We start from the raw sequence: 18,870 nt of genomic DNA on the forward strand, positions 1-18,870 counted from the left end.
TTGAATCCGATCGGCTCCTTCTGACGCATTGCGGCCCTATGACGCCTCGAGATTCCCTGTGGTGCCCCTACCCCGGAAACGGCTCCAGCGTCCCGAACCAGGCGACGAGCGCGACAACGCCGATGGCAAGCACGATCTCCGCGCTGGTCCCCGCTGCCAGCGCTTTCCCGGCAGCATGCGACCGCCCCATGTGCGGCACCAGCCCATAGCGGTTGAAGACGGCGATCAGCATCATCAGCAGGGCAAGCCCGATCTTCAGGGAGAGCAGCCGCTGATAGGCAACGCTCCAGTCGAACGGCAAGCCGCCGATGATCAGCAGGCTGTTGGCGACACCTGAGAGAATGACCAGCGCCACCGCGACATGCCCCGCCGTCGAGAAGCGGATCAGCGCTGTCAGGGCATCCCGCCCCGTCGCGTCGTCGCCAAGCCGGGAAAGCACGAGCGCCACGGGGATCAGCGCCCCGACCCAGGCGCCGCCCGAAAGCACATGCACCATATCGTTCGCCCGGTGCAGCACCCGCAGCCACCCGTCATTCATGGCCGCATGGCCGGTCAGCGACAGGCCGCAGAGAAGAAGCGCGGAGACGACAGCCGTAGCGGCAACCTTCTGCCGTAACGGCAGCAATGTCACCACGAGGAGAAGTGCGGCAAACACCGCTTGCCACGCCCATGCGGTGCCGACGGATGTCTCCGTCAGCACCGATATCATCACATCCCTGTCCAGCCCATCCGCCCAACCATTGCCGAGCATGGCGCAACGCACCGGCAGCACCACCACTGTCGCGATCACGGCAAGCATGACCGCGGCGACCCGCACTGCCCGGAGCTGTACCCAGATGAGGGCGCTCAAGCCCTTGGGCACGAGCAGCCACAGATAGGCGGCACTGCCCCAGAGAAACAGAACGGCGCCGTCGAAGACGAAACGGCAGGCGATGTTGGCCGTATCAGCTGTCATCAGGGCTTTACGGTAAAGGTGAAGTTGCCCTCTGTCTTGTGCCCGTCGGTGGAAAGCACATGCCAGTCGACCGTATAGCTGCCGGGCGCGAGCTTGTCGGACACCGGCACCATCAGCACCTTGCCGCCATCCTCCAGCATGCCCTCGCCGAGCTTGACCTGCCCCTTGTCCGGGCCGGTCACGGTGAGGCCGCTGAACTTGAGGTTCAGCTCCTCGGTGAAGGTGAGATCGAGTTCACTCGGAGAAGCAACGGCAGCCTTGTCGCCCGGAGTGGAGCTTTTCAGATGCGCATGCGCGAAAGCCTGGCCGGCAAGAGCGAAGCTTGCGAGGGCGGTGACAGAGAGAATGCGGATCATCAGGGACATCAGACTATGCCTTTCGTTTGGTCGGGACAGGCGATGGCGCGCCTGGCCCTTGCGAGATTAGACAGTCGGGGAGCGGATTTATTCCCGGCTGTGTCGAAGTTTGTTGCTGGATTTTGCTCTTGAATGAACGTCATCCATTCCCCTCCATTGCAGATATCGCCCGCAGAGCTCGATAAGAGAAAGGGAGCGCTCGCCATCTCACGCCCCTCCTCCGCCCAGCAACACATTGCGGATCTTCGCCAGCGCCGCGTCGCGATCCGTGCCATACGGGATCAACCCCTTCAGCCGCCCGTCGGCGCCAATCAGCAGCAGCGAAACCGTATGGCTCATGTGATAATTGCCGTCTTCGGCAGGCAGTTTCTCTGCATGGACGAACCAGCCGTTCGAAACCTTCCTCATCTCCGCCGGCGCACCGGTAATGCCGGTGATGCGGCTGCTGAAGGCGGTGACGTAGTCATGCATCACGTCCTGCGTGTCACGCTCCGGATCGATCGAGAAGAAATAGGCCTTCAGCGCCCTGCCCTGATCGCCGAGCGTGGTCAGCCAATCGGCCACCTCGTAGAGCGTCGTCGGGCAGGCCTCGGGGCAATGGGTATAGCCGAAATAGACGAGCGCCGGATGCCCCCGGAAAATTGACTGGTCGACTTCGTTGCCACGGTCGTCGACCAGCGAAAATCGCGTATCGAAAGGCCCGGTGCGCGGTTCCAAAAGATAGAGCGACATCATCAGCGCAATCAGCGCGCCGACGAAGACCGCGCTTGCGGCAAAGCCTGAAACGGCAAGGGTGCGCGCGCTCATTGGCCGTGCCCCTCATGGCCGCCCTGGCCGCCGTCACCGGCCTCGCCCGCCATCATGACGGTACCCTCGAAGCTCGCAAACAGCGCGAGAACCTTCGGATCAAGCTTGCTCTCGGCCTCGGCCAGATCGGCCGCAAGCGCCTTGGCATCATCAACGGAAAGCCCGGCCTTCTCCAGCGCCGCAGCCTCCTTTATGCCGTCGCCGCTGCAGAGAAAAATACTCCAGCCGTGATGGCCCTTTTTCAGCAGTGCACGGCCGCCCCGCCCGTCCTGCTGCCAGCCGGCAATCGCCCAGTCGTTCTCCGCGACCACGGGCAGGATTGTCAGCGGCTTGTCCGGCCGCTCGAACATGGTCTTCAGCGTCGCGGGGATGGCCTCTTCCGGCGGCGGGCCGGACATATCCATCTCCATGTCCATGCCTTCCATGCCGGGCATGCTCATCGCCCCATGGTCCACGCCGCCATGATCCATAGTCTTGGCCGCACCACCGACATCATCGAGCGGCCCGGCGATCTTGCCGACGGCAAAATCGACCGTGATCGTGCCCGCCTTCTCGAAACTCAGCAACGCCCTGATCGTCTCGCCCTGTTTGAAGGGCTTTGCGACGTCCTGAAACATCAGATGGTAACTGGGCGCAAGCGTCACCGTCTGCCCGGCGGGAATGGCAAGCCCGCCCTTCAGCTCGCGCATGGTCATGATACCGTTCGCCATCGTCATCTGGTGCAGTTGCACGGTTCTGGCGCGATCGGAGCTCGCGGCAACAAGCTTGTCCGGCTCGCTGCCGCTATTGGTGATGACAAGGTAACCATCGCCCACCTTGGCGCCCGGCACCATCGAATGCGAGGCCGCATGGTCGATCCGGATAGTACCGGCCGCCGGTTCCTGTGCAACCGCAGCTGTCGCGATCAGCAGGCTCATCAGGAAAGAAATAATCGTCTTCATCATCCCCTCCTCAGGCAAAGGCGCGCTTTAGCGGCGGCACGAAACGGATCACCATCTGGTCGAAGGCGATCATCAACAGGATCAGCAATCCACTCATCGGAAACGCGACGGCGAAGACCAGCACGATGGTCCAGAGCCCGAGATAGACGGAGCGCTGCGGCGGCATGGGCGGCACGCCGACCCGCCCGGCCGGTCGCCGCTTCCACCACATGACGGCGCCGGTGACGCAGGAGAGGATGATGACAAGGCAGGTCGCCAGCATCAGCAGCTGATTGAAGAGCCCGAACTCCTGCCCCTGATGCACATTGATGCCCCATTCGATTGCTTGGCCGAGGAAAGGATACTGGCCGAAGGAGAGATCGATGAGCGGCTTGCCGGAATACTGGTCGATATGGAGTGTGCGCTCGTTGGTGAGGTCGTCGGGATAGACGGCCGCCGTATAGACGCCGGTCTCGCTGCCGGGAATGGCGAGATCGAAGCCCGGCGCCATGCCGAGCCCGCGTGCGATTTCCACCGCCTTGTCGAGGCCAACAGGCTTCTTCGATTGCGCCGCCGCGATGTCCGACAACGGCACCGGCGCCCTCTCGACGATCCAGCCCGCCTTCGGCAGGATATCCTCCGTCACCTTCTGCGACTTCGGCACCGCATCCCAGAGCTGCACGGGATAGCCGAGATCATGGCTCGTGAGCCACGCATTCACGTTGGCGCCCCAATAGCCGGACCAGGGCATGCCGGTCATCGCCATGAAGAAGATCAGGATGCCGGCGAATGCGCCGGTCACCGCATGCAGATCCCGCCAGAAGACCCGTCGCGCAGGCGTGCCGCGCACGGTCACGACCCCACCCGTCTGCCGCCGCGGCCACCAGAGATAGATGCCGGTCACGACGAGCACCATGGCAAAACCGCCGGTGATCTCGATCAGCTTGTTGGGCAGGCCGCCGAACAGCGCAAGGCTGTGGATGCGTTTGACGACATAGTTGAACTCCTCGGTCGTCCCGACCGTGTCCAGCACCTTGCCGTCATAGGGATTGACGAAGACCAGCGTCTGGCCGGCATCTGACGACACCGTGACGATCGCCGAACGATCGGCCCCGGCCGGGTCCTTGTAGGAGCTCGCAACCGAGCCGGGCACCGCGGCTGCCGCGATATCGGCAATCTTCTGCGGCAACAGCGCCTCGCCGGCGGGCTGAACTGTATAGCGATAGGCAAAGACCGTATCGTTGATCTCGTCCTTGAAGAGATAGAGCGAGCCGGTAATGGCAAGGTTCAACAGGAAGGGAATGGTGAGCAGGCCGGCGAAGAAATGCCAGCGCCAGATGGCGCGATAGAGCGAAACGCCCGATGTGGCGTTCTCTGCCGACTCAGTGGCAGTGATTGTAGACATGGAAGTAGATCCGAATCCTCGGCCGGCGGCGTCAGAGCGGCCCGACCATGATTGCAAGACGCATCACGGCCAGAGCCACGACGCGGGTTCAGGCAAGGATCGGATTGGCAGGCGGGGCGCGCGGCCCGGTATTGGGCGGGAAAAGCTGGCGATGGAAAGCTTCGACGCGGCGCGGCAGCTCCACCTTGAACGTAAAGCCGATGCGCGCACCGGTGATATCCGCCGGCTGCGGCAGCACGACGGAAGCGCTGATGCGGCAAGCTTCGCACGGGTTGAGATGCGCAATCTTGCCATGCTCCTTGCCGTGATCATCGACAACGGTAACGCAGAGCGTCGGCAGCGTGCCGTCAGGCAGCACATACTGGGCAAGTGCCGCAGGGCTCAGGGCATCTTCGGCGACGGCCGGAACCTGATGCGCAAGACCGACGAAGACGAGCGCGATGGTGCACAGAATGCGCACCAGCCATTGCTCGATCCTGTCCAGACGATATTGCATCGTTCCCCTGCGCCTCGAGGCCCCTACCTCAGCATCGAATCCGTGATAGCGGCATCTGCGGCAAAGCTCAATGCGACATTCATGACCGGACGACGGATCGTAGCGGCTCAAGGCAGTCGGATTGAATGGTGACGGATGGGACAGAAGCAAACCCGCCCATCCGTCGAAATCCGCCTCACGCATCCACGTCGGCCGAATGCGCCAGTTCCGACTGGGCCTTGAAGCCGCCGGTCACCCGACTCAAGCGCGATCGAAGGCGGCGCGGTTTTGCTCGACAAAAGCCTCCACCGTCATCGGCGGCGTTCCCGTGAACTGCTCGATAACGTCGTTGGTGCCCGCAAAGACGCCGTTGCGGCAGTCCTCGGCGATGCACTGGAAGTGCTGGATGATGAAATCGTCAAGGCCGAAACTCTTGAGGCGCGCCGTATAGGCTTCGACAGTCGCCGGCCGGTAGCCGATCTTGCGGCCGAGCACCTCGCTCATCCTTGCGGCGATCTCCGCCTCGCTGAGTTCCACCGGGCCGAACAGCGGATAGATCTTGCCGGCGTGCTCGGCCGGGTTTTCCAGCATGGCCGCAATCAGCCGCGCCTGGTCTTCGCCGGTAACAGGCGCATGCCTCCCCTCGCCATAGGGCAGCTCGATCACGCCCTCACTGGCGATGACATTGCTCACCCAGGGGAATGTCAGCCATTCGGAGAAGAAGGTCGGGCGGATATGGGCGGTCGGCACACCCGACCAGTCCAGCACGCGCTCGGCGACCCAGTGGTTGCGGGCAGCATGGCTTTTCGCCACCTCGCGCGCCGAAATCTGCGACATGTTGACGATAAGCTCGAGCTTTGCCCGCCGTGCGGCATCGGCAAAATAGGCCGTCACATCGATGAGATCCGGCCGGATCGGATAGCAGAGATAGGCGGCATTCACGCCCGCGACCGCGCTGATGACGGCATCGTGGTCGGTGAGGTCCCCGACCACCACCTCCGCCCCCGCCTCGGCGAGTGCTTGAGAACGCGCATCTTCCCGGTGCACGAGCGCTCGCACCTTGTGGCCCTTTTCCAGGAGGATGCGGGTCGTATGCTTGCCGGTTTTGCCGGTGGCTCCGGTCACCAGATAGGTCTTGGACATGGTCTTCTCCAGTTGTGAAAAGGGCGCAGGAATCCGCCGGAGCGAACCACGAGGCTCGTCCGTTACAAATCGCCCGCCCTCGAAATTTAGATTACGAGTGACATCTAATTAGATGTTGGGTACAATCTAAATTGTCAAGGCGCACGGAGACCGGAAATGCGAAAATCAAACGAGGAAGCGGCAAGGACGCGCCAGACCATCGTCGCCACCGCAGCCGACGAGATCAGGCGTTCGGGCATTGCTGAAGCAAGCGTCGCCGATATCATGGCCGCTGCCGGCCTGACGCCGGGCGGCTTCTACCGTCACTTCGAAAGCAAGGATCATCTGGTCGCCGAAGCGCTGGAAAAGGCTGGAGACCAGCTCGCCGGAAGCATGCGCAAAGTGCGCGACGAGGCCAGCTTCGACGATGTCGTCAACGCCTATATCGAAGCCACCCGGGCCGGCGGCAGAGCCGTGCCCTCCTGCCCCATCTCCTCCCTCGGCAGCGAGCTCGCCCGCTCTGGCCCAGAGGCGCGAGAAGCGGCCACCAAAGTGATCGAGGACATGTTCTCCGTCTTCGGCTCCGGCCCCGCCGGTACCAAGGCCAGCCGCCGCAAGGGAATGGCCGCCTTCGCCATGCTGGTCGGCGCGCTGACTTTGGCGCGTATTGTGACCGATGAAGAGATGGCGGATGAGATTCTGGATGTTGCACGGCAGAAAGTGCATCGGGCCGAGTGACCCTGCCCATTCGACACTCTTGCGAATCTCATAAGTCTGTGCTTATGTGTTGTCATGATGGAACACGACATTTTTCGAGCCCTGTCCGACCCGACGCGCCGCACGATCTTCGAGAAGCTTGCGGCAGGCAGCCTGAATGCCAGCGCGCTTCGCCAGGGCATGGAGATCAGCCAGCCGGCCATGTCCCAGCATCTCGCCGTGCTGCGGTCGGCAAGGTTGGTGCGCGAACAGAGGGAGGGCCGTTTCGTGAATTACGAGGTCGATCCGGATGGGCTGGCCCTAATCGCAGAATGGCTGGCGAAATATCGCGCCTACTGGCCGGCTCGCATCGATGCTCTCAAGCTCTTGCTGAAGGATATGGACCAATGAACGAGGTGAAGGCCCAAGTGCAGGCCGAGGCTCCGGAAACCGGCTTCGAACAGAGATACGAGCTGGATGCGCCGCCGGAAAAGGTCTGGCGGGCGATCAGCATTGCCGAATTTCGCGAGAGATGGCTGCCGAAGGAAGCGCTTGCCGATCCGCAATCGCTCTCCGAGACGCCGGGTAAGGAGGTTCGCTACAGATTGCGCGACGACAGCCCGCCCTTCCTGGAAAGCATCGTCACCTTCGCGATCACGCCCAATGCATCGGGCGGCACCAGCCTGCGGATCATCCACGAGCTGACCGGCGCGACATCAGTGCGTCTCACGAGATCGGTCGCCAACAGCAACGGCCCGACCCTCATGCTCGCCGCCTGACGCGGCAAGCATTCCCGTCATAGTCCCAAACGATTGGAGTTCGCCGATGCGCGAAGCGATGCAACTCGTCCCTATGGTCGTCGAACAATCCTCGAGAGGGGAACGATCCTTCGACATCTATTCCCGCCTCCTGCGCGAACGGATCATCTTTCTGAACGGCGAAATCAACGATACCGTTTCCGCCCTCGTCTGCGCCCAGCTTCTGTTCCTCGAAGCCGAAAATCCCAAGAAGCCGATCAATCTCTACATCAACTCGCCGGGTGGCGTCGTCACCAGCGGCTTTGCCATGTACGACACGATGCGCTTCATCCGCGCGCCGGTTCACACGCTCTGCATGGGAACGGCCCGCTCGATGGGCTCCTTCCTGCTGATGGCCGGCCAACCGGGAGAGCGGTATGCCCTGCCGAATGCCAGCATCCTCATCCACCAGCCCCTCGGCGGCTTCCAGGGGCAGGCTTCCGATATGCTGATCCATGCCGAGGAAATCAGGAAGACGAAGCTGCTCATGACGCAGCTCTACGCCGAACATTGCGGCCGATCCTATGATGAGTTCGAGCAGGCGATGGATCGCGACCGCTTCATGAGGGCTGAAGAGGCCCTGGAATGGGGGCTGATCGACCGTATCCTGACGGATCGAGAGGATGTGGCAGAGGTAGGAGCGCAATAGCCGTGCGCCCCGCCCGCCAGCCTAAACCTCAGCTACCGGCCTTCAATGCCGTATTGCAAAGGCTCCAGTAACCGCCGCCCTTCTGGATCCACTTCAGATTGTTCAGCGTGCCGGCATCCTTGTTGGCATGGTAGCTGTCGACGCAGGTATGCAGCCGACCCTTACCCGGCGTTTCGCTGGCATATTTCTTGTCGATCGCCTTCGGCATGGTCACGCCCTTGGGTGCCTTGACCGTCGGCTTTTCGGGTTCCTTGTCCGTCGTGGCGGCCACTGCCTTGTCATCGGCGGCATCTTCGGCGGCCGCATCCGCACCGCAGAACTTCGCCCGGAAGTCGTTCCACTTCATGTCCTTGGCCGAACCGTCGGCCTTGGCCGTCTGATATTTGGCGCTGCATTCCTTCATGGTCAGCGCCGAGGCCGGAGAAACGGAGAAGGGTGAAACCAAGAAGGCGGCGGCAATCAACGCTCCGGCGGAGGCGGGCACAAGCAATCTCGCAATCATCAGACATCCTCGTGTTTGGGGGCAGTTCACGGCATGCACGGCTTTGAAAGCTATGAGACGGTCCCGTTGGGCGTTGCCGCATCCACCGCCTGCGGCAGATGCTCGGCGAGCAGCTTGGACACCTCGCTGGTATCGACGCCGAACTTGGCGGCGAGATCGCGCAGCTGATCGGAGGACAGGGCCGCCTGGATCTGCTCTGCCGAAACGGGAAGATTGTGGCCGGTGCCAATCCACGATGAGACCTGCTCACCAAGACCTGCCGTATTGAGCTGCGAGACAATGCCCTGCAGCCCTCCGGCATTGTCGAATATCCGGGTTGCAACCGCGACGTAATCGACTTGCCTGCCGGCAAAAACGTCGGAGAGAACACCGCCTAAACCATCGAAAATACTCATGGTCACTCCTCCACCATCAGTGGATTCTATTTTAGCATGACGTGATATTTATGTCATTGCCGATTTACGGATGCGCGAGCGTCGGGTCCTTGACATCAGGCATCTTGCCGGGCTGTTCCTATCGGCCCAGATATATGAGCAGCATCCCGCAATCCCGCCCACTCCTGAAGACAGATCAGAAATGAAACGCCACGATTTCGATGATCTCGCCGCCTTTGTCATCGTCGCCGAAGAGCGCAGCTTTACGCGCGCCGCCACTCGCCTTGGCATTTCCTCCTCGGGCTTGAGCCACATGATGCGCCAGCTGGAGGAGAGGCTCGGCATGCGGCTTCTCGCCCGCACTACCCGCAGCGTCGCCACCACGGAGGCCGGCGAGCGCCTGCTGATCACGCTCCAGCCCGCCTTTGCCGAGATCAGCCGCGGCCTGCAGGAACTTGGCAATCTCAGGGAAAAACCCTCCGGCACCGTGCGCATCACTGCCGGCAAACATGCCGCAACCTCGCTCGTCATGCCGATCCTGCCGGAGTTTCATCGCACCTATCCGGATATTCGCGTGGAGCTGATCGTCGGCGACCGGTTCGAGGATATCGTCGCTTCGCGCTTCGATGCCGGCATCCGCTTCGGCGAGCGCATCGACAAGGATATGATCGGTTTGCGCATCGGCCCGGACATACGCGCCGCCGTCGTCGGCTCGCCCGATTATTTCGCCCGCTTTGCGCAGCCGAAAACACCGCACGATCTCGCCGATCATGATTGCGTGACCTATTACATGGCCTCGTTGGCCGGCCCCTATGCCTGGGAATTCGAGGAAAATGGCCGCGACATCGAGGTGAAGGTGTCTGGCAGCTTTATGGTCAACGATTCCGAGATGATGATCGAGGCCGCCCTTTCAGGTTCCGGCCTCGTCTATGTCTTCGAGGATTTCACCGCCGAGCATGTCAGGAGCGGCCGGCTGATCCGCGTGCTGGAGGATTACTGCAAGCCCTTCACCGGCTATTCCCTCTATTACCCGAGCCGGCGACAGATGCCGCCGGCCCTTTCGGTCTTCGTCGAGGCGCTGCGCGCCATCCCCAAACGGTCAGCCGGTCAAGCCGCCTGAGCCGCCGGCATCGTCACCATGTCGATGACGAAGCGGTAGCGCACATCGCCGCGCTCCAGCCGCTCGAAGGCTCCAGCGATATCGGCCATGGCGATCATCTCGCATTCCGGCAGGATGTTCTTGCGGCCGCAGAAATCCAGCATCTCCTGCGTCTGCCTGATGCCACCGCTCGGCGTGCCGGCAATGCGCCGGCGTGCGCCGAGGATCAAGAGGTTATTGAACTTCGGCGTATCGACCAGCGACCCGGCAATCACAAGCGTGCCATCGGCATCGAGCAGGTTGAGGTAGGGGCTGAGATCGTGCTCGTAGGGCACAGTGTCGATGATGACATCGAAGGCAAAGGCCGAAGCCTCCATCGCCTGGGTATCGGTCGACAGCAGCACCTTGTCGGCGCCGAGTGCGCGCGCCGTCTCGATCTTGCCTTCCGAGCGCGTCATGACCGTCACATGCGCGCCGAGCGCGGAGGCAAACTTCACGGCCAGATGGCCGAGTCCGCCAAGTCCGATCACGCCCACCCGGCTGCCGGGGCCGACATTCCAGGTGCGCAGCGGTGAATAGGTGGTGATCCCGGCGCAAAGCAGTGGACCGACGCGCGCCAGATCCAGCCCGTCCGGCACCCGCAGCACGAATTCCTCGCGCACGACGACATGGTCGGAATAGCCGCCATAGGTGGTCTCGCCCGTCACCCGGTCCTTGCCGTTATAGGTGACGGTGACGCCCTTGTAGCACATCTGCTCTTCATTGCGCCGGCACTGGGCGCATTCCATGCAGCTGTCGATGATCGTGCCGACGGCGACATTGTCGCCCACCCTGAAGCGCGAAACGTTGCTGCCGATGGCCGATACCCGCCCGACGATCTCGTGCCCCGGCACGACGGGATAGGCCGAAAATCCCCAGTCGTTGCGGGCCATATGCAGATCGGTGTGGCAGACCCCGCAGTAGAGAATATCGATCGCCACGTCCTCGGGGCGCAATTCCCGGCGATCGAAGGAGAAAGGTTGCAACGGCGTGTTCGCATCGGTTGCGGCAAATCCTGATGTTCTCAATGGCTTATCCCTCGCGCTGTTGGAAACTTGACGCGGAAAGCCGCGCCGATGGGGATATAGCGCCGGCAGATTAGCCGGATTAGCGGCAGAATGCGGGATAGGCTTGTGAACGTGGCTCAGCAATTAGATGCGGCAGTCTTATTAAGTGCCCGCTACTGCCTCTCCTGCACGTTACGGTAAACCCCGCCGGCATTTACCGTAAAGTACTTCCGCGCCCTGAAACTCGTCTCTAGCGTGCAGGCCGACGGTCCAAACCGTCGTCCAACGGAGGATACCTGCATGGCAGAGGAGACGAAGAACCCATCCGTGACCGTGACCCGGCAAGGGCTCAGCCGCCGCGATCTGCTGGTCGCGAGCACGGCGCTGGCTGCGGCCGGCGTATCGCTATCTGCACCGGCTCCCGCACAGGCGCAACAGGCAACGACCTCAGGAACTGCCGGACGCAAACCGAACATCCTGATGATCATGGGTGACGATATCGGCTGGTTCAACCCGAGCATCTACCACCGCGGCATGATGGGATATCGCACCCCGAACATCGACCGCATCGGCAATGAGGGCGCCATGTTCACCGACTGGTACGGCGAGCAGAGCTGCACGGCCGGCCGCGCCGCCTTCATCACCGGCCAGTCGCCAATCAGGACGGGTCTCACCAAAGTCGGCCTGCCCGGCGCCGATCTCGGCATCCAGCCGGAAGACCCGACCGTTGCCGAATTCCTGAAATCACTCGGTTACGCCACCGGCCAGTTCGGCAAGAACCATCTCGGCGACAAGGATGAATTCCTGCCGACCAACCACGGCTTCGACGAATTCTTCGGCAATCTCTATCACCTCAATGCCGAGGAAGAGCCTGAGAACCCTGATTATCCCAAGGACCCGGAATTCCGCAAACGCTTCGGTCCGCGCGGCGTCATCAAGGCCTCGGCCGACGGCAGGATCGAGGATACCGGACCGCTGACGGTCAAGCGCATGGAGACCGTGGATCAGGAATTCCTGGCCGCCGCTCTCGACTTCATGGATCGCAAGCAGAATGCCGGCACACCCTGGTTCTGCTATTTCAACTCCACCCGCATGCACGTCAACACGCATCTGAAGGCCGATTCCGTCGGCAAGACCGGCCTTGGCGTCTATCCTGACGGCATGCTCGAACATGACGCCATGATCGGCGAACTCCTGAAGAAGCTGGACGATCTCGGCGTCGCCGACAATACGATCGTCGTCTATACCAGCGACAACGGCGCCGAGGTGATGACCTGGCCGGATGGCGGCACCACGCCTTTCCGGGGAGAAAAGGCAACCAACTGGGAAGGCGGCTATCGCGTGCCCACATGCATTCGCTGGCCTGGTGTCATCAAGCCCGGAACGATCCACAACGAGGCCTTCTCGCATTACGACCTGATCCCGACATTCTGCGCGGCGGCAGGCGAACCGGATATCGTGGCGAAATGCCTGACCGGCTATACCGCCGGCACCAAGACGTTCAAGGTGCATCTCGACGGCTACAATCTCATGCCCTTCCTGTCTGGAAGCGTAAACGAGACGCCGCGCCGCGATTTCCTCTACTGGAACGACGATGGCGAATTGGTCGCCGTCCGCGTGCTGAACTGGAAGGTCGTCTTCAAGTCGCAGGATCACACGGGCATCGGCGTCTGGCGCCAGCCATTCACCGAACTCAGGGCCCCGCTCCTCTTCAATCTCCGGGCCGACCCGTTCGAACGCGGCGACGAATCCATCGAATACGAAAAATGGTTCTTCGACCGCGCCTTCGTCATCGTTCCCTCGCAGGCGATCGTCGGGAAATGGCTGCAAAGCTTCGCGGAATTCCCCGTCCGTCAGAAGCCCGCGAGCTTCAATCTCGACGAGGTCATGCAGAAACTGTCGGCGCCGAAGAACTGATTGCAAAACATCACCGCAGCGAGGCGGCCGTCGCGCCGCCTGCTGCAGCCGACGTTCCCCTCCACCGGCAACAGTTCTCACTGCCCGTGCTTGACGTTGCGATCCGGTCACGATGAAAGCCGGCCAAACATCAAACGAGGCCAGCGCCCTAATTTCCCAAAAATCCGACAGCCAGGACTGGACAAGGCAAATGTAACTTTATAACAACGAAGATGTAATGTTATTACATTAAAGGAGATTTCATGTCCCGGCGCCTTTTCGCTGTCTTCGCAGTCGCCACCGCGCTCACCTCCGCCGCCCTGCCATCGGCTTCCCGCGCAGAGGAGGAACAGCAGGAAAGCTGGCGGCTTTTCGTGGCTGATCACAGCCTGCCGGTCGTCCGCGCCATCGATCTTGCGAGCGGCAGACAGATCGGTCGCTTCGATCTCAAGGGCTATGCCGCCCTGTCGCTGAGCGACACCGGGCGCACGGTCTTTGCGGTCCAGGGCGATGAGAATATCGTTCATGTCATCGATACCGGCATTGTCCTTTCCGATCATGGGGAGCATCGCGATCTCGAAGTGACGCCGCCGAAGCTGATCGGCGCGACGATAAAGGGCGAGAAGCCCGGCCATGTCGTGACGCATGGCGATGACGTGGCGATCTTCTACGACCGCACCGACCGCTTCGATCTCCTGAGGGAAAGTAGTCTGCTGCAGGCAAAGCCGGAGCCGAAGGCTTTCAACACCATCGCCGCCCATCACGGCGTCGCGGTGCCGATGGGCAATCACCTGCTGGTTTCAGTGCCGAACATGCAGGCGCCGGTCAAGGAAGGCGAGTTGCCGCCGCGCCTTGGCCTGCGCGTGCTCGACCGTGACGGACAACAGGTGGGCGATGTCGCGCCCTGCACCGGCCTGCATGGCGAGGCGACCTCCGCCCGCCTCGTCGCCTTCGGTTGCGAGGAAGGCGTGCTCGTCGCCCGCCCCGGCGGCACGAAAGGCCCCAAACTGGAGATGCTCGGCTATGGCGCGTCGCTGCCGCAAGGCAAGGTCTCGACCCTGCTCGGCGGGCGCTCCATGCAGTTCTTCCTCGGCAATTACGGGGAGGACAAGGTGGTGCTGATCGATCCCGACAGCACCGAAACACCCTACCGCGTCATAGACCTTCCGACCCGCCGCGTCGATTTCGTGCTCGATCCGGCACGGTTCCAGAATGCCTATATCCTCACCGAGGACGGCAAGCTGCACCTGCTCGATACGGTGAAGGGCGAGATCGTCAGATCGGAAACCGTCACGGAGCCCTACAGCAAGGATGGGCATTGGCGCGATCCGCGGCCGCGGCTGGCCGTGGCCGGCGATAATATCGCCATCACCGATCCTCGCCACAGCCTGATCCGCCTCGTCAGTAGCGAAACGCTGAAGGAAACGCGCACGATCCCCGTCGACGGCCAACCCTTCGCGCTCGTCGCCGCCGGCGGCTCGGGCGCCAGCCACTGAGCGGCTCCGGACCCGGGACACTTTGCATCCGGTGCTTGACGTCGCCCACGGCGGCGTCATAGATCAGGACGACGGTTCCCCGAGGAGAGCTTCGAGGGGATTAATAGGGAACACGGTGCGGACGACCCAAAAGGGACCAAGACCGTGGCTGCCCCCGCAACTGTAAGCGGATTGCTGGTTATATCCCGGAATGTATGGTGCGCCATTCATATCAGGACATGACAAGCGAGCCGGTCACTCCAAGGCCTCAGGGCCATGCCACTGTGCGAAAGCGCGGGAAGGCAGATGACCGACTGACATCCGTGAGCCAGGAGACCTGCCGTCAATCACGATCCAATCAGCCGGGCGGGGATGCCCGGACAAGGAGCAGACATGATTGACCTTAATCCCTGCCGCTTGCCGCATGCGATCCGTCCCGATTGGACCACCCGCCGCTAGCCCTCTCCCTCCACGCTTGGCTCACGCATCTGCGCGCGCCGGCGTCCGCTAGCCCTTTTCCTTCCGATCGAGAGTTTCCAATGCGCCAGTTACTTCCAGGCTTTTCCCTTGCGCTCGGGCTCGCCGGCTTTTGCCTGGCCGGCCTCGCAGCCCCCGCCTTCGCCGCCACCCGATACCCCCTCACCCTTACCAATTGCGGCCAGCCGGTCACGTTCGACAAGGCACCGGCCAAGATCGTTTCGATCGGCCAAGGCATGACCGAAGTGCTCTTCTCGCTCGGCCTTGCCGACAAGATCGCCGGCACGGCCGTCTGGGTCGGCCCGGTCCTGCCGCAATATGCCGACGCCAACAGCAGGATCAAACGACTGGCTGACAATGACCCGAGCTTCGAATCCGTCGTCGGTGTCGAGCCCGATCTGGTGGCTGCCGAATTCGAATGGCATGTCGGTACGCAGGGGTCCGTCGGCAAGCGCGAGCAGTTCAAAGATCTCGGCATCAACACCTATGTCGCGCCTGCCGATTGCGTCGCCAAGATCAACGCCGATGGCGGTGATGGCGTGCGCAAGGAGTTGTTCACGATGGACCTGATCTATCAGGAAATCACCGAACTCTCTGAAATCTTCGACATCAAGGACCGCGGCGACAGGCTGATCGCCGACCTGAAAAAGCGCGAGGCCGATGCCGCCGCATCCGTTGCCGGCGCTGCCGCAAAGAACCTGCCCGTCGTCTTCTGGTTCTCCAGTAAGGAGGTCAAGGGTGATGCCTTCATCGCCGGCAAGAACAGCGCACCGGCCTATATCCTGAAGACGCTCGGCGCGAAAAACGTCGTCAGCACGGAAGAGGAATGGCCCCTCGTCGGTTGGGAAACCATTGCGCAGGCCAATCCCGCTGTCATCGTCATAGCCACCATGGACCGCCGTCGCTATGCCGCCGACGATCCCAAGGTGAAGGTGGATTTCCTGGAGAATGATCCGGTCACCAGTGAACTCGATGCGGTGAAAAACAAGCGCTTCATCATGATGGACGCGCAGTCGATGAACCCGACGATCCGCACGATCGACGGTATCGAAACGCTCGCAAAGGGCATCAAGTCCTTCGGTCTGACGCAGTGAGCCAGGCTGCCTTGCGACAGAGGAAATGGTGGGCGCTCGCCGCGCTCACCATCGCCGCCTTCGTCCTGCTCGGGCTGGTGGTGAGCCTTGCCGTGTCTATAGGCGAGATCGCCATTCCTCTCGCCACCACGGCAAAGGCGGTGTCCAACCGCCTGTTCGGCACGGCATTCGAACTCAGCCGCATTCATCAGGGCATCGTCTGGGATTACCGCCTCAGCCGCGCGCTGGTGGCGGCCAGTGCCGGTGCGTCGCTGGCGCTCTGCGGCACGGTGTTGCAGGCGCTGCTGCGCAATCCGCTCGCCGAACCCTATGTGCTCGGCATTTCGGCCGGCGCCTCTACCGGGGCCGTCTGCGTCATGATATCAGGCTTCGGCTATGGCGTGCTCAGCCTCTCCGCCGGCGCCTTCATCGGCGCCGTCATTGCCTTCCTGCTGGTCGGCATTCTGGCAGCCGGTGTGGGCGGCACCAGCGAGCGCATCATTCTCTGCGGCGTGGCGGGCTCGCAGCTCTTCAATGCGCTGACCTCCTATATCGTCACCACGTCGGCCAATGCAGAACAGGCCCGCGGCGTGCTCTTCTGGCTGTTGGGGTCGCTGAGCGGCGTGCGCTGGCCGGATGTCTATCTCTCCCTGCCGGTCGCACTGACAGGCTTCGTCATCTGCCTTGCCCATGTGCGTGCGCTGGATGCCTTCGCCTTCGGCACGGATGCCGCAGCTTCCCTCGGCATCGCCGTGCGCCGGGTGCAGTTCACCCTGCTCGCCGTCACGGCTACGATGACCGCAAGCGTCGTCAGCATGGTCGGCTCCATCGGCTTCGTCGGCCTCGTCATTCCCCATGCCGCCCGCTTCCTGGTCGGCCCAGCCCATGGCCGCCTGCTGCCGGCGACAGCGCTTGGCGGGGCGATCTTCATGGTCGGCGCCGACATCGTCTCGCGCATCATCATTCCGCAGCAGATCCTGCCGATCGGCGTCGTCACCGCGCTCTTCGGCGCCCCGGCCTTCGCCATCATCCTTTATCGCGTGCGGAGAAGCGCATGAGCATATCAGTCGACAAGGTCACCTATGCCGCCGGCAATACCGTCATCGTCAATGGCGTCAGCATATCGGTCAAAAAGGGCAAGGTGCTCGGCCTGCTCGGGCCGAACGGCTCCGGAAAATCGAGTCTGCTCCGCCTGATCTGCCGGCTGCGGCAGGTCAGATCCGGCATCATCCGCCTCGGCGACGATGATGTCTCCGGCCTCTCGCGCGCCGCCCTTGCCCGCCGCATCGCTTTCGTCGAGCAGCAGACGACGACGGATACGCAGCTCACCGTGCGCGATATCGTCCGCCTCGGCCGCACGCCGCATCGCGGCCTCCTCTCGTCCTGGGCACCCGATGACGATGCCGCGGTCGAAGAAGCACTCGCCCGCGTCGACATGGGCGAACGCGCCGGCCAGCTCTGGCAGACACTGTCTGGCGGCGAGCGGCAACGGGTGCATATCGCCAGGGCGCTGGCCCAGACCCCAAGCGAACTGCTGCTCGACGAGCCGACCAACCATCTCGATATCCAGCACCAGCTCGATATCCTGGCCCTGGTCGCCAAACTCGGCCTCACCTCCATCATCGCGCTGCACGATCTCAATCTGGCAGCGATGTTCTGCGACCACTTGGCCGTGCTGCAGAAGGGCGAGGTCGTGGCCGCAGGCACGCCCGAGGAGGTGCTGACCGAAGCGCTGATCGCCCGCGTCTTCGGCGTGCGCGCCCATATCGAAAAATCACCCGTGCATGGCCGCGCACATATCCAGTATCGGATGGGGTAAGACATGGATGGAGTGAATTTCGATCTCAAGGAAGAGATCCGCGACTACTGGTCGAAGCGCTCGGAAACCTTTGACCTCGCCTTCGGCCACAGGATCGCCCCCGGCCCGGAGGCAGACGCCTGGCAGAAGCCGATCCGCAAAGCCATCGGCCCCGAGCCGAAACGCGTGCTGGAACTTGCCTGCGGCACCGGCGAAGTGACGCGCCTGATCCACGATCTCGGCTATGACGTCACCGCACTCGATTTCTCCGAGGCTATGCTGAAGGTTGCCCGCGCCAAACACGCCGGCAAGGAGCGCCTGCGCTTCATCCTGGCAGACGCCGAAAACACCCTGGAGCCGGACGCGAGCTATGATGCCATCATCTGCCGCCACCTCGTCTGGACGCTGACCCGCCCTGAGGAAACCTTTCGCGAATGGTTCCGCATCCTCAAGCCCGGCGGCCTGTTGCTCTTCTTCGATGGCGACTGGGCAGGCCCGAAACCGACCGGCCGCATCGCCAGCCTGCTGATCTCCTGGATCGACCGCCTCGTCGGTGCCGACAAGAACTATGACGGCGCGCTCAGCACCCGCCACGCCCGCATCATGTCAGCCCTGCCCTTCGGCCAGGGTCTCCGCCCCAACATGCTCCTGCCGCTCTTGAGATCGGCAGGCTTTACGGACATCGCGCTTCACTCCCACGCCCCGATCGCGAGGGCGCAGCGCAAGAATGCCAATCTCCGAAACAGGCTCCGAACCCTCGTCTACCAGCGCTTCATCCTCGCCTGCCGGCGGCCCTGATGCCTGCATTTGCCGCACGCCCATTTCTGGATGCGTGGCGATTTGCCGAGATCTGAAACCAGCCTGTGCCAAATGCCCGTCACCGTAAATGATCGTTGCATTTACCGTTGCGTACTTGCCGGACGCCGTCAGCCGTTCAGGATGATCCAC

General features: G+C 62.4%; 21 protein-coding genes and 1 riboswitch. Of the genes, 11 read left to right on the forward strand and 10 right to left on the reverse strand.

Features of this window, described 5'->3' with window-relative positions:
• Window positions 1-67 precede the first annotated feature (67 nt).
• From copD to AC1DNW_RS14360, 7 genes are all read right to left on the reverse strand, one after another.
• The gene (copD, locus tag AC1DNW_RS14330) at window positions 68-955 is read right to left on the reverse strand and encodes a copper homeostasis membrane protein CopD (RefSeq protein WP_113311017.1); all 888 of its coding nucleotides are present in this window, start codon (window positions 953-955) and stop codon (window positions 68-70) included.
• Entirely contained in the window at window positions 955-1,320 is a 366-nt protein-coding gene (copC, locus tag AC1DNW_RS14335; RefSeq protein WP_113311018.1) for a copper homeostasis periplasmic binding protein CopC, read from the reverse strand. The genes copD and copC overlap by 1 nt, the downstream gene beginning before the upstream one ends.
• A 198-nt stretch (window positions 1,321-1,518) precedes the next feature.
• Window positions 1,519-2,118: an SCO family protein gene (locus AC1DNW_RS14340; RefSeq protein WP_113311020.1), complete on the reverse strand. Its 600-nt coding sequence runs from the start codon at window positions 2,116-2,118 to the stop codon at window positions 1,519-1,521.
• Window positions 2,115-3,062, reverse strand: coding sequence for a copper uptake system-associated protein (locus tag AC1DNW_RS14345; RefSeq protein ID WP_477853230.1), 948 nt, complete (start codon window positions 3,060-3,062; stop codon window positions 2,115-2,117). Before AC1DNW_RS14345 ends, AC1DNW_RS14340 begins: the two co-directional genes overlap by 4 nt.
• A 7-nt stretch (window positions 3,063-3,069) precedes the next feature.
• Entirely contained in the window at window positions 3,070-4,443 is a 1,374-nt protein-coding gene (locus tag AC1DNW_RS14350) for a PepSY-associated TM helix domain-containing protein (RefSeq protein ID WP_113311021.1), read from the reverse strand.
• An 88-nt stretch (window positions 4,444-4,531) separates the two neighbouring features.
• Complete coding sequence (locus AC1DNW_RS14355; protein ID WP_113299214.1) at window positions 4,532-4,939, reverse strand: hypothetical protein; 408 nt, start codon at window positions 4,937-4,939, stop codon at window positions 4,532-4,534.
• Window positions 4,940-5,179: 240 nt separating this feature from the next.
• Window positions 5,180-6,061: an NmrA family NAD(P)-binding protein gene (locus AC1DNW_RS14360; protein WP_477853232.1), complete on the reverse strand. Its 882-nt coding sequence runs from the start codon at window positions 6,059-6,061 to the stop codon at window positions 5,180-5,182.
• Window positions 6,062-6,217: 156 nt separating this feature from the next.
• Between AC1DNW_RS14360 and AC1DNW_RS14365 the strand changes: the two genes are divergently transcribed.
• Genes AC1DNW_RS14365 through AC1DNW_RS14380 form a run of 4 tightly spaced genes read left to right on the forward strand, consistent with a single transcriptional unit; the run spans window position 6,218 to window position 8,182 of the window.
• Complete coding sequence (locus AC1DNW_RS14365; RefSeq protein ID WP_113311023.1) at window positions 6,218-6,778, forward strand: TetR/AcrR family transcriptional regulator; 561 nt, start codon at window positions 6,218-6,220, stop codon at window positions 6,776-6,778.
• A gap of 54 nt (window positions 6,779-6,832) precedes the next feature.
• Window positions 6,833-7,147: a metalloregulator ArsR/SmtB family transcription factor gene (locus AC1DNW_RS14370; RefSeq protein ID WP_113311024.1), complete on the forward strand. Its 315-nt coding sequence runs from the start codon at window positions 6,833-6,835 to the stop codon at window positions 7,145-7,147.
• Window positions 7,144-7,515: an SRPBCC family protein gene (locus tag AC1DNW_RS14375; protein WP_113311025.1), complete on the forward strand. Its 372-nt coding sequence runs from the start codon at window positions 7,144-7,146 to the stop codon at window positions 7,513-7,515. Before AC1DNW_RS14370 ends, AC1DNW_RS14375 begins: the two co-directional genes overlap by 4 nt.
• Before the next feature lie 46 nt (window positions 7,516-7,561).
• Window positions 7,562-8,182, forward strand: a complete 621-nt coding sequence (locus tag AC1DNW_RS14380; protein ID WP_113299219.1) for an ATP-dependent Clp protease proteolytic subunit — start codon at window positions 7,562-7,564, stop codon at window positions 8,180-8,182.
• Between the two features lie 28 nt (window positions 8,183-8,210).
• Here AC1DNW_RS14380 and AC1DNW_RS14385 read toward each other — a convergent pair whose 3' ends face one another.
• Together AC1DNW_RS14385 and AC1DNW_RS14390 are read right to left on the reverse strand one after the other, a co-directional pair.
• Window positions 8,211-8,684, reverse strand: coding sequence for a hypothetical protein (locus tag AC1DNW_RS14385; protein WP_113311026.1), 474 nt, complete (start codon window positions 8,682-8,684; stop codon window positions 8,211-8,213).
• A 50-nt stretch (window positions 8,685-8,734) separates the two neighbouring features.
• On the reverse strand, window positions 8,735-9,079 hold the full coding sequence (locus tag AC1DNW_RS14390; RefSeq protein WP_113299221.1) for a YidB family protein: 345 nt from the start codon (window positions 9,077-9,079) through the stop codon (window positions 8,735-8,737).
• Between the two features lie 181 nt (window positions 9,080-9,260).
• Here AC1DNW_RS14390 and AC1DNW_RS14395 point away from each other — a divergent pair, with 181 nt between their 5' ends.
• Entirely contained in the window at window positions 9,261-10,178 is a 918-nt protein-coding gene (locus AC1DNW_RS14395) for a LysR family transcriptional regulator (protein WP_113311027.1), read from the forward strand.
• Here AC1DNW_RS14395 and AC1DNW_RS14400 read toward each other — a convergent pair.
• Window positions 10,166-11,224 (reverse strand): NAD(P)-dependent alcohol dehydrogenase, encoded by a 1,059-nt coding sequence (locus tag AC1DNW_RS14400; RefSeq protein ID WP_113311028.1) that lies wholly within the window; start codon window positions 11,222-11,224, stop codon window positions 10,166-10,168. The two genes, AC1DNW_RS14395 and AC1DNW_RS14400, sit on opposite strands and share 13 nt — an antisense overlap.
• 279 nt (window positions 11,225-11,503) lie before the next feature.
• On the opposite strand from AC1DNW_RS14400, the gene AC1DNW_RS14405 reads away from it, so the two are divergent.
• From AC1DNW_RS14405 to AC1DNW_RS14430, 6 genes are all read left to right on the forward strand, one after another.
• On the forward strand, window positions 11,504-13,120 hold the full coding sequence (locus AC1DNW_RS14405) for an arylsulfatase (protein ID WP_113311029.1): 1,617 nt from the start codon (window positions 11,504-11,506) through the stop codon (window positions 13,118-13,120).
• A gap of 242 nt (window positions 13,121-13,362) precedes the next feature.
• The gene (locus tag AC1DNW_RS14410; protein ID WP_113311030.1) at window positions 13,363-14,595 is read left to right on the forward strand and encodes a metallochaperone AztD; all 1,233 of its coding nucleotides are present in this window, start codon (window positions 13,363-13,365) and stop codon (window positions 14,593-14,595) included.
• 55 nt (window positions 14,596-14,650) lie between these two features.
• A riboswitch (cobalamin riboswitch) is annotated at window positions 14,651-14,933 on the forward strand.
• A 180-nt stretch (window positions 14,934-15,113) separates the two neighbouring features.
• On the forward strand, window positions 15,114-16,145 hold the full coding sequence (locus AC1DNW_RS14415) for an ABC transporter substrate-binding protein (RefSeq protein ID WP_113311031.1): 1,032 nt from the start codon (window positions 15,114-15,116) through the stop codon (window positions 16,143-16,145).
• Window positions 16,142-17,182 (forward strand): iron ABC transporter permease, encoded by a 1,041-nt coding sequence (locus AC1DNW_RS14420; RefSeq protein WP_113311032.1) that lies wholly within the window; start codon window positions 16,142-16,144, stop codon window positions 17,180-17,182. Before AC1DNW_RS14415 ends, AC1DNW_RS14420 begins: the two co-directional genes overlap by 4 nt.
• Window positions 17,179-17,943, forward strand: a complete 765-nt coding sequence (locus AC1DNW_RS14425; protein ID WP_113311033.1) for an ABC transporter ATP-binding protein — start codon at window positions 17,179-17,181, stop codon at window positions 17,941-17,943. Before AC1DNW_RS14420 ends, AC1DNW_RS14425 begins: the two co-directional genes overlap by 4 nt.
• A gap of 3 nt (window positions 17,944-17,946) precedes the next feature.
• Window positions 17,947-18,720: a methyltransferase domain-containing protein gene (locus AC1DNW_RS14430; protein ID WP_113311034.1), complete on the forward strand. Its 774-nt coding sequence runs from the start codon at window positions 17,947-17,949 to the stop codon at window positions 18,718-18,720.
• Window positions 18,721-18,870: the final 150 nt, after the last annotated feature.

The organism is Rhizobium sp. 05L429, from assembly GCF_056397645.1.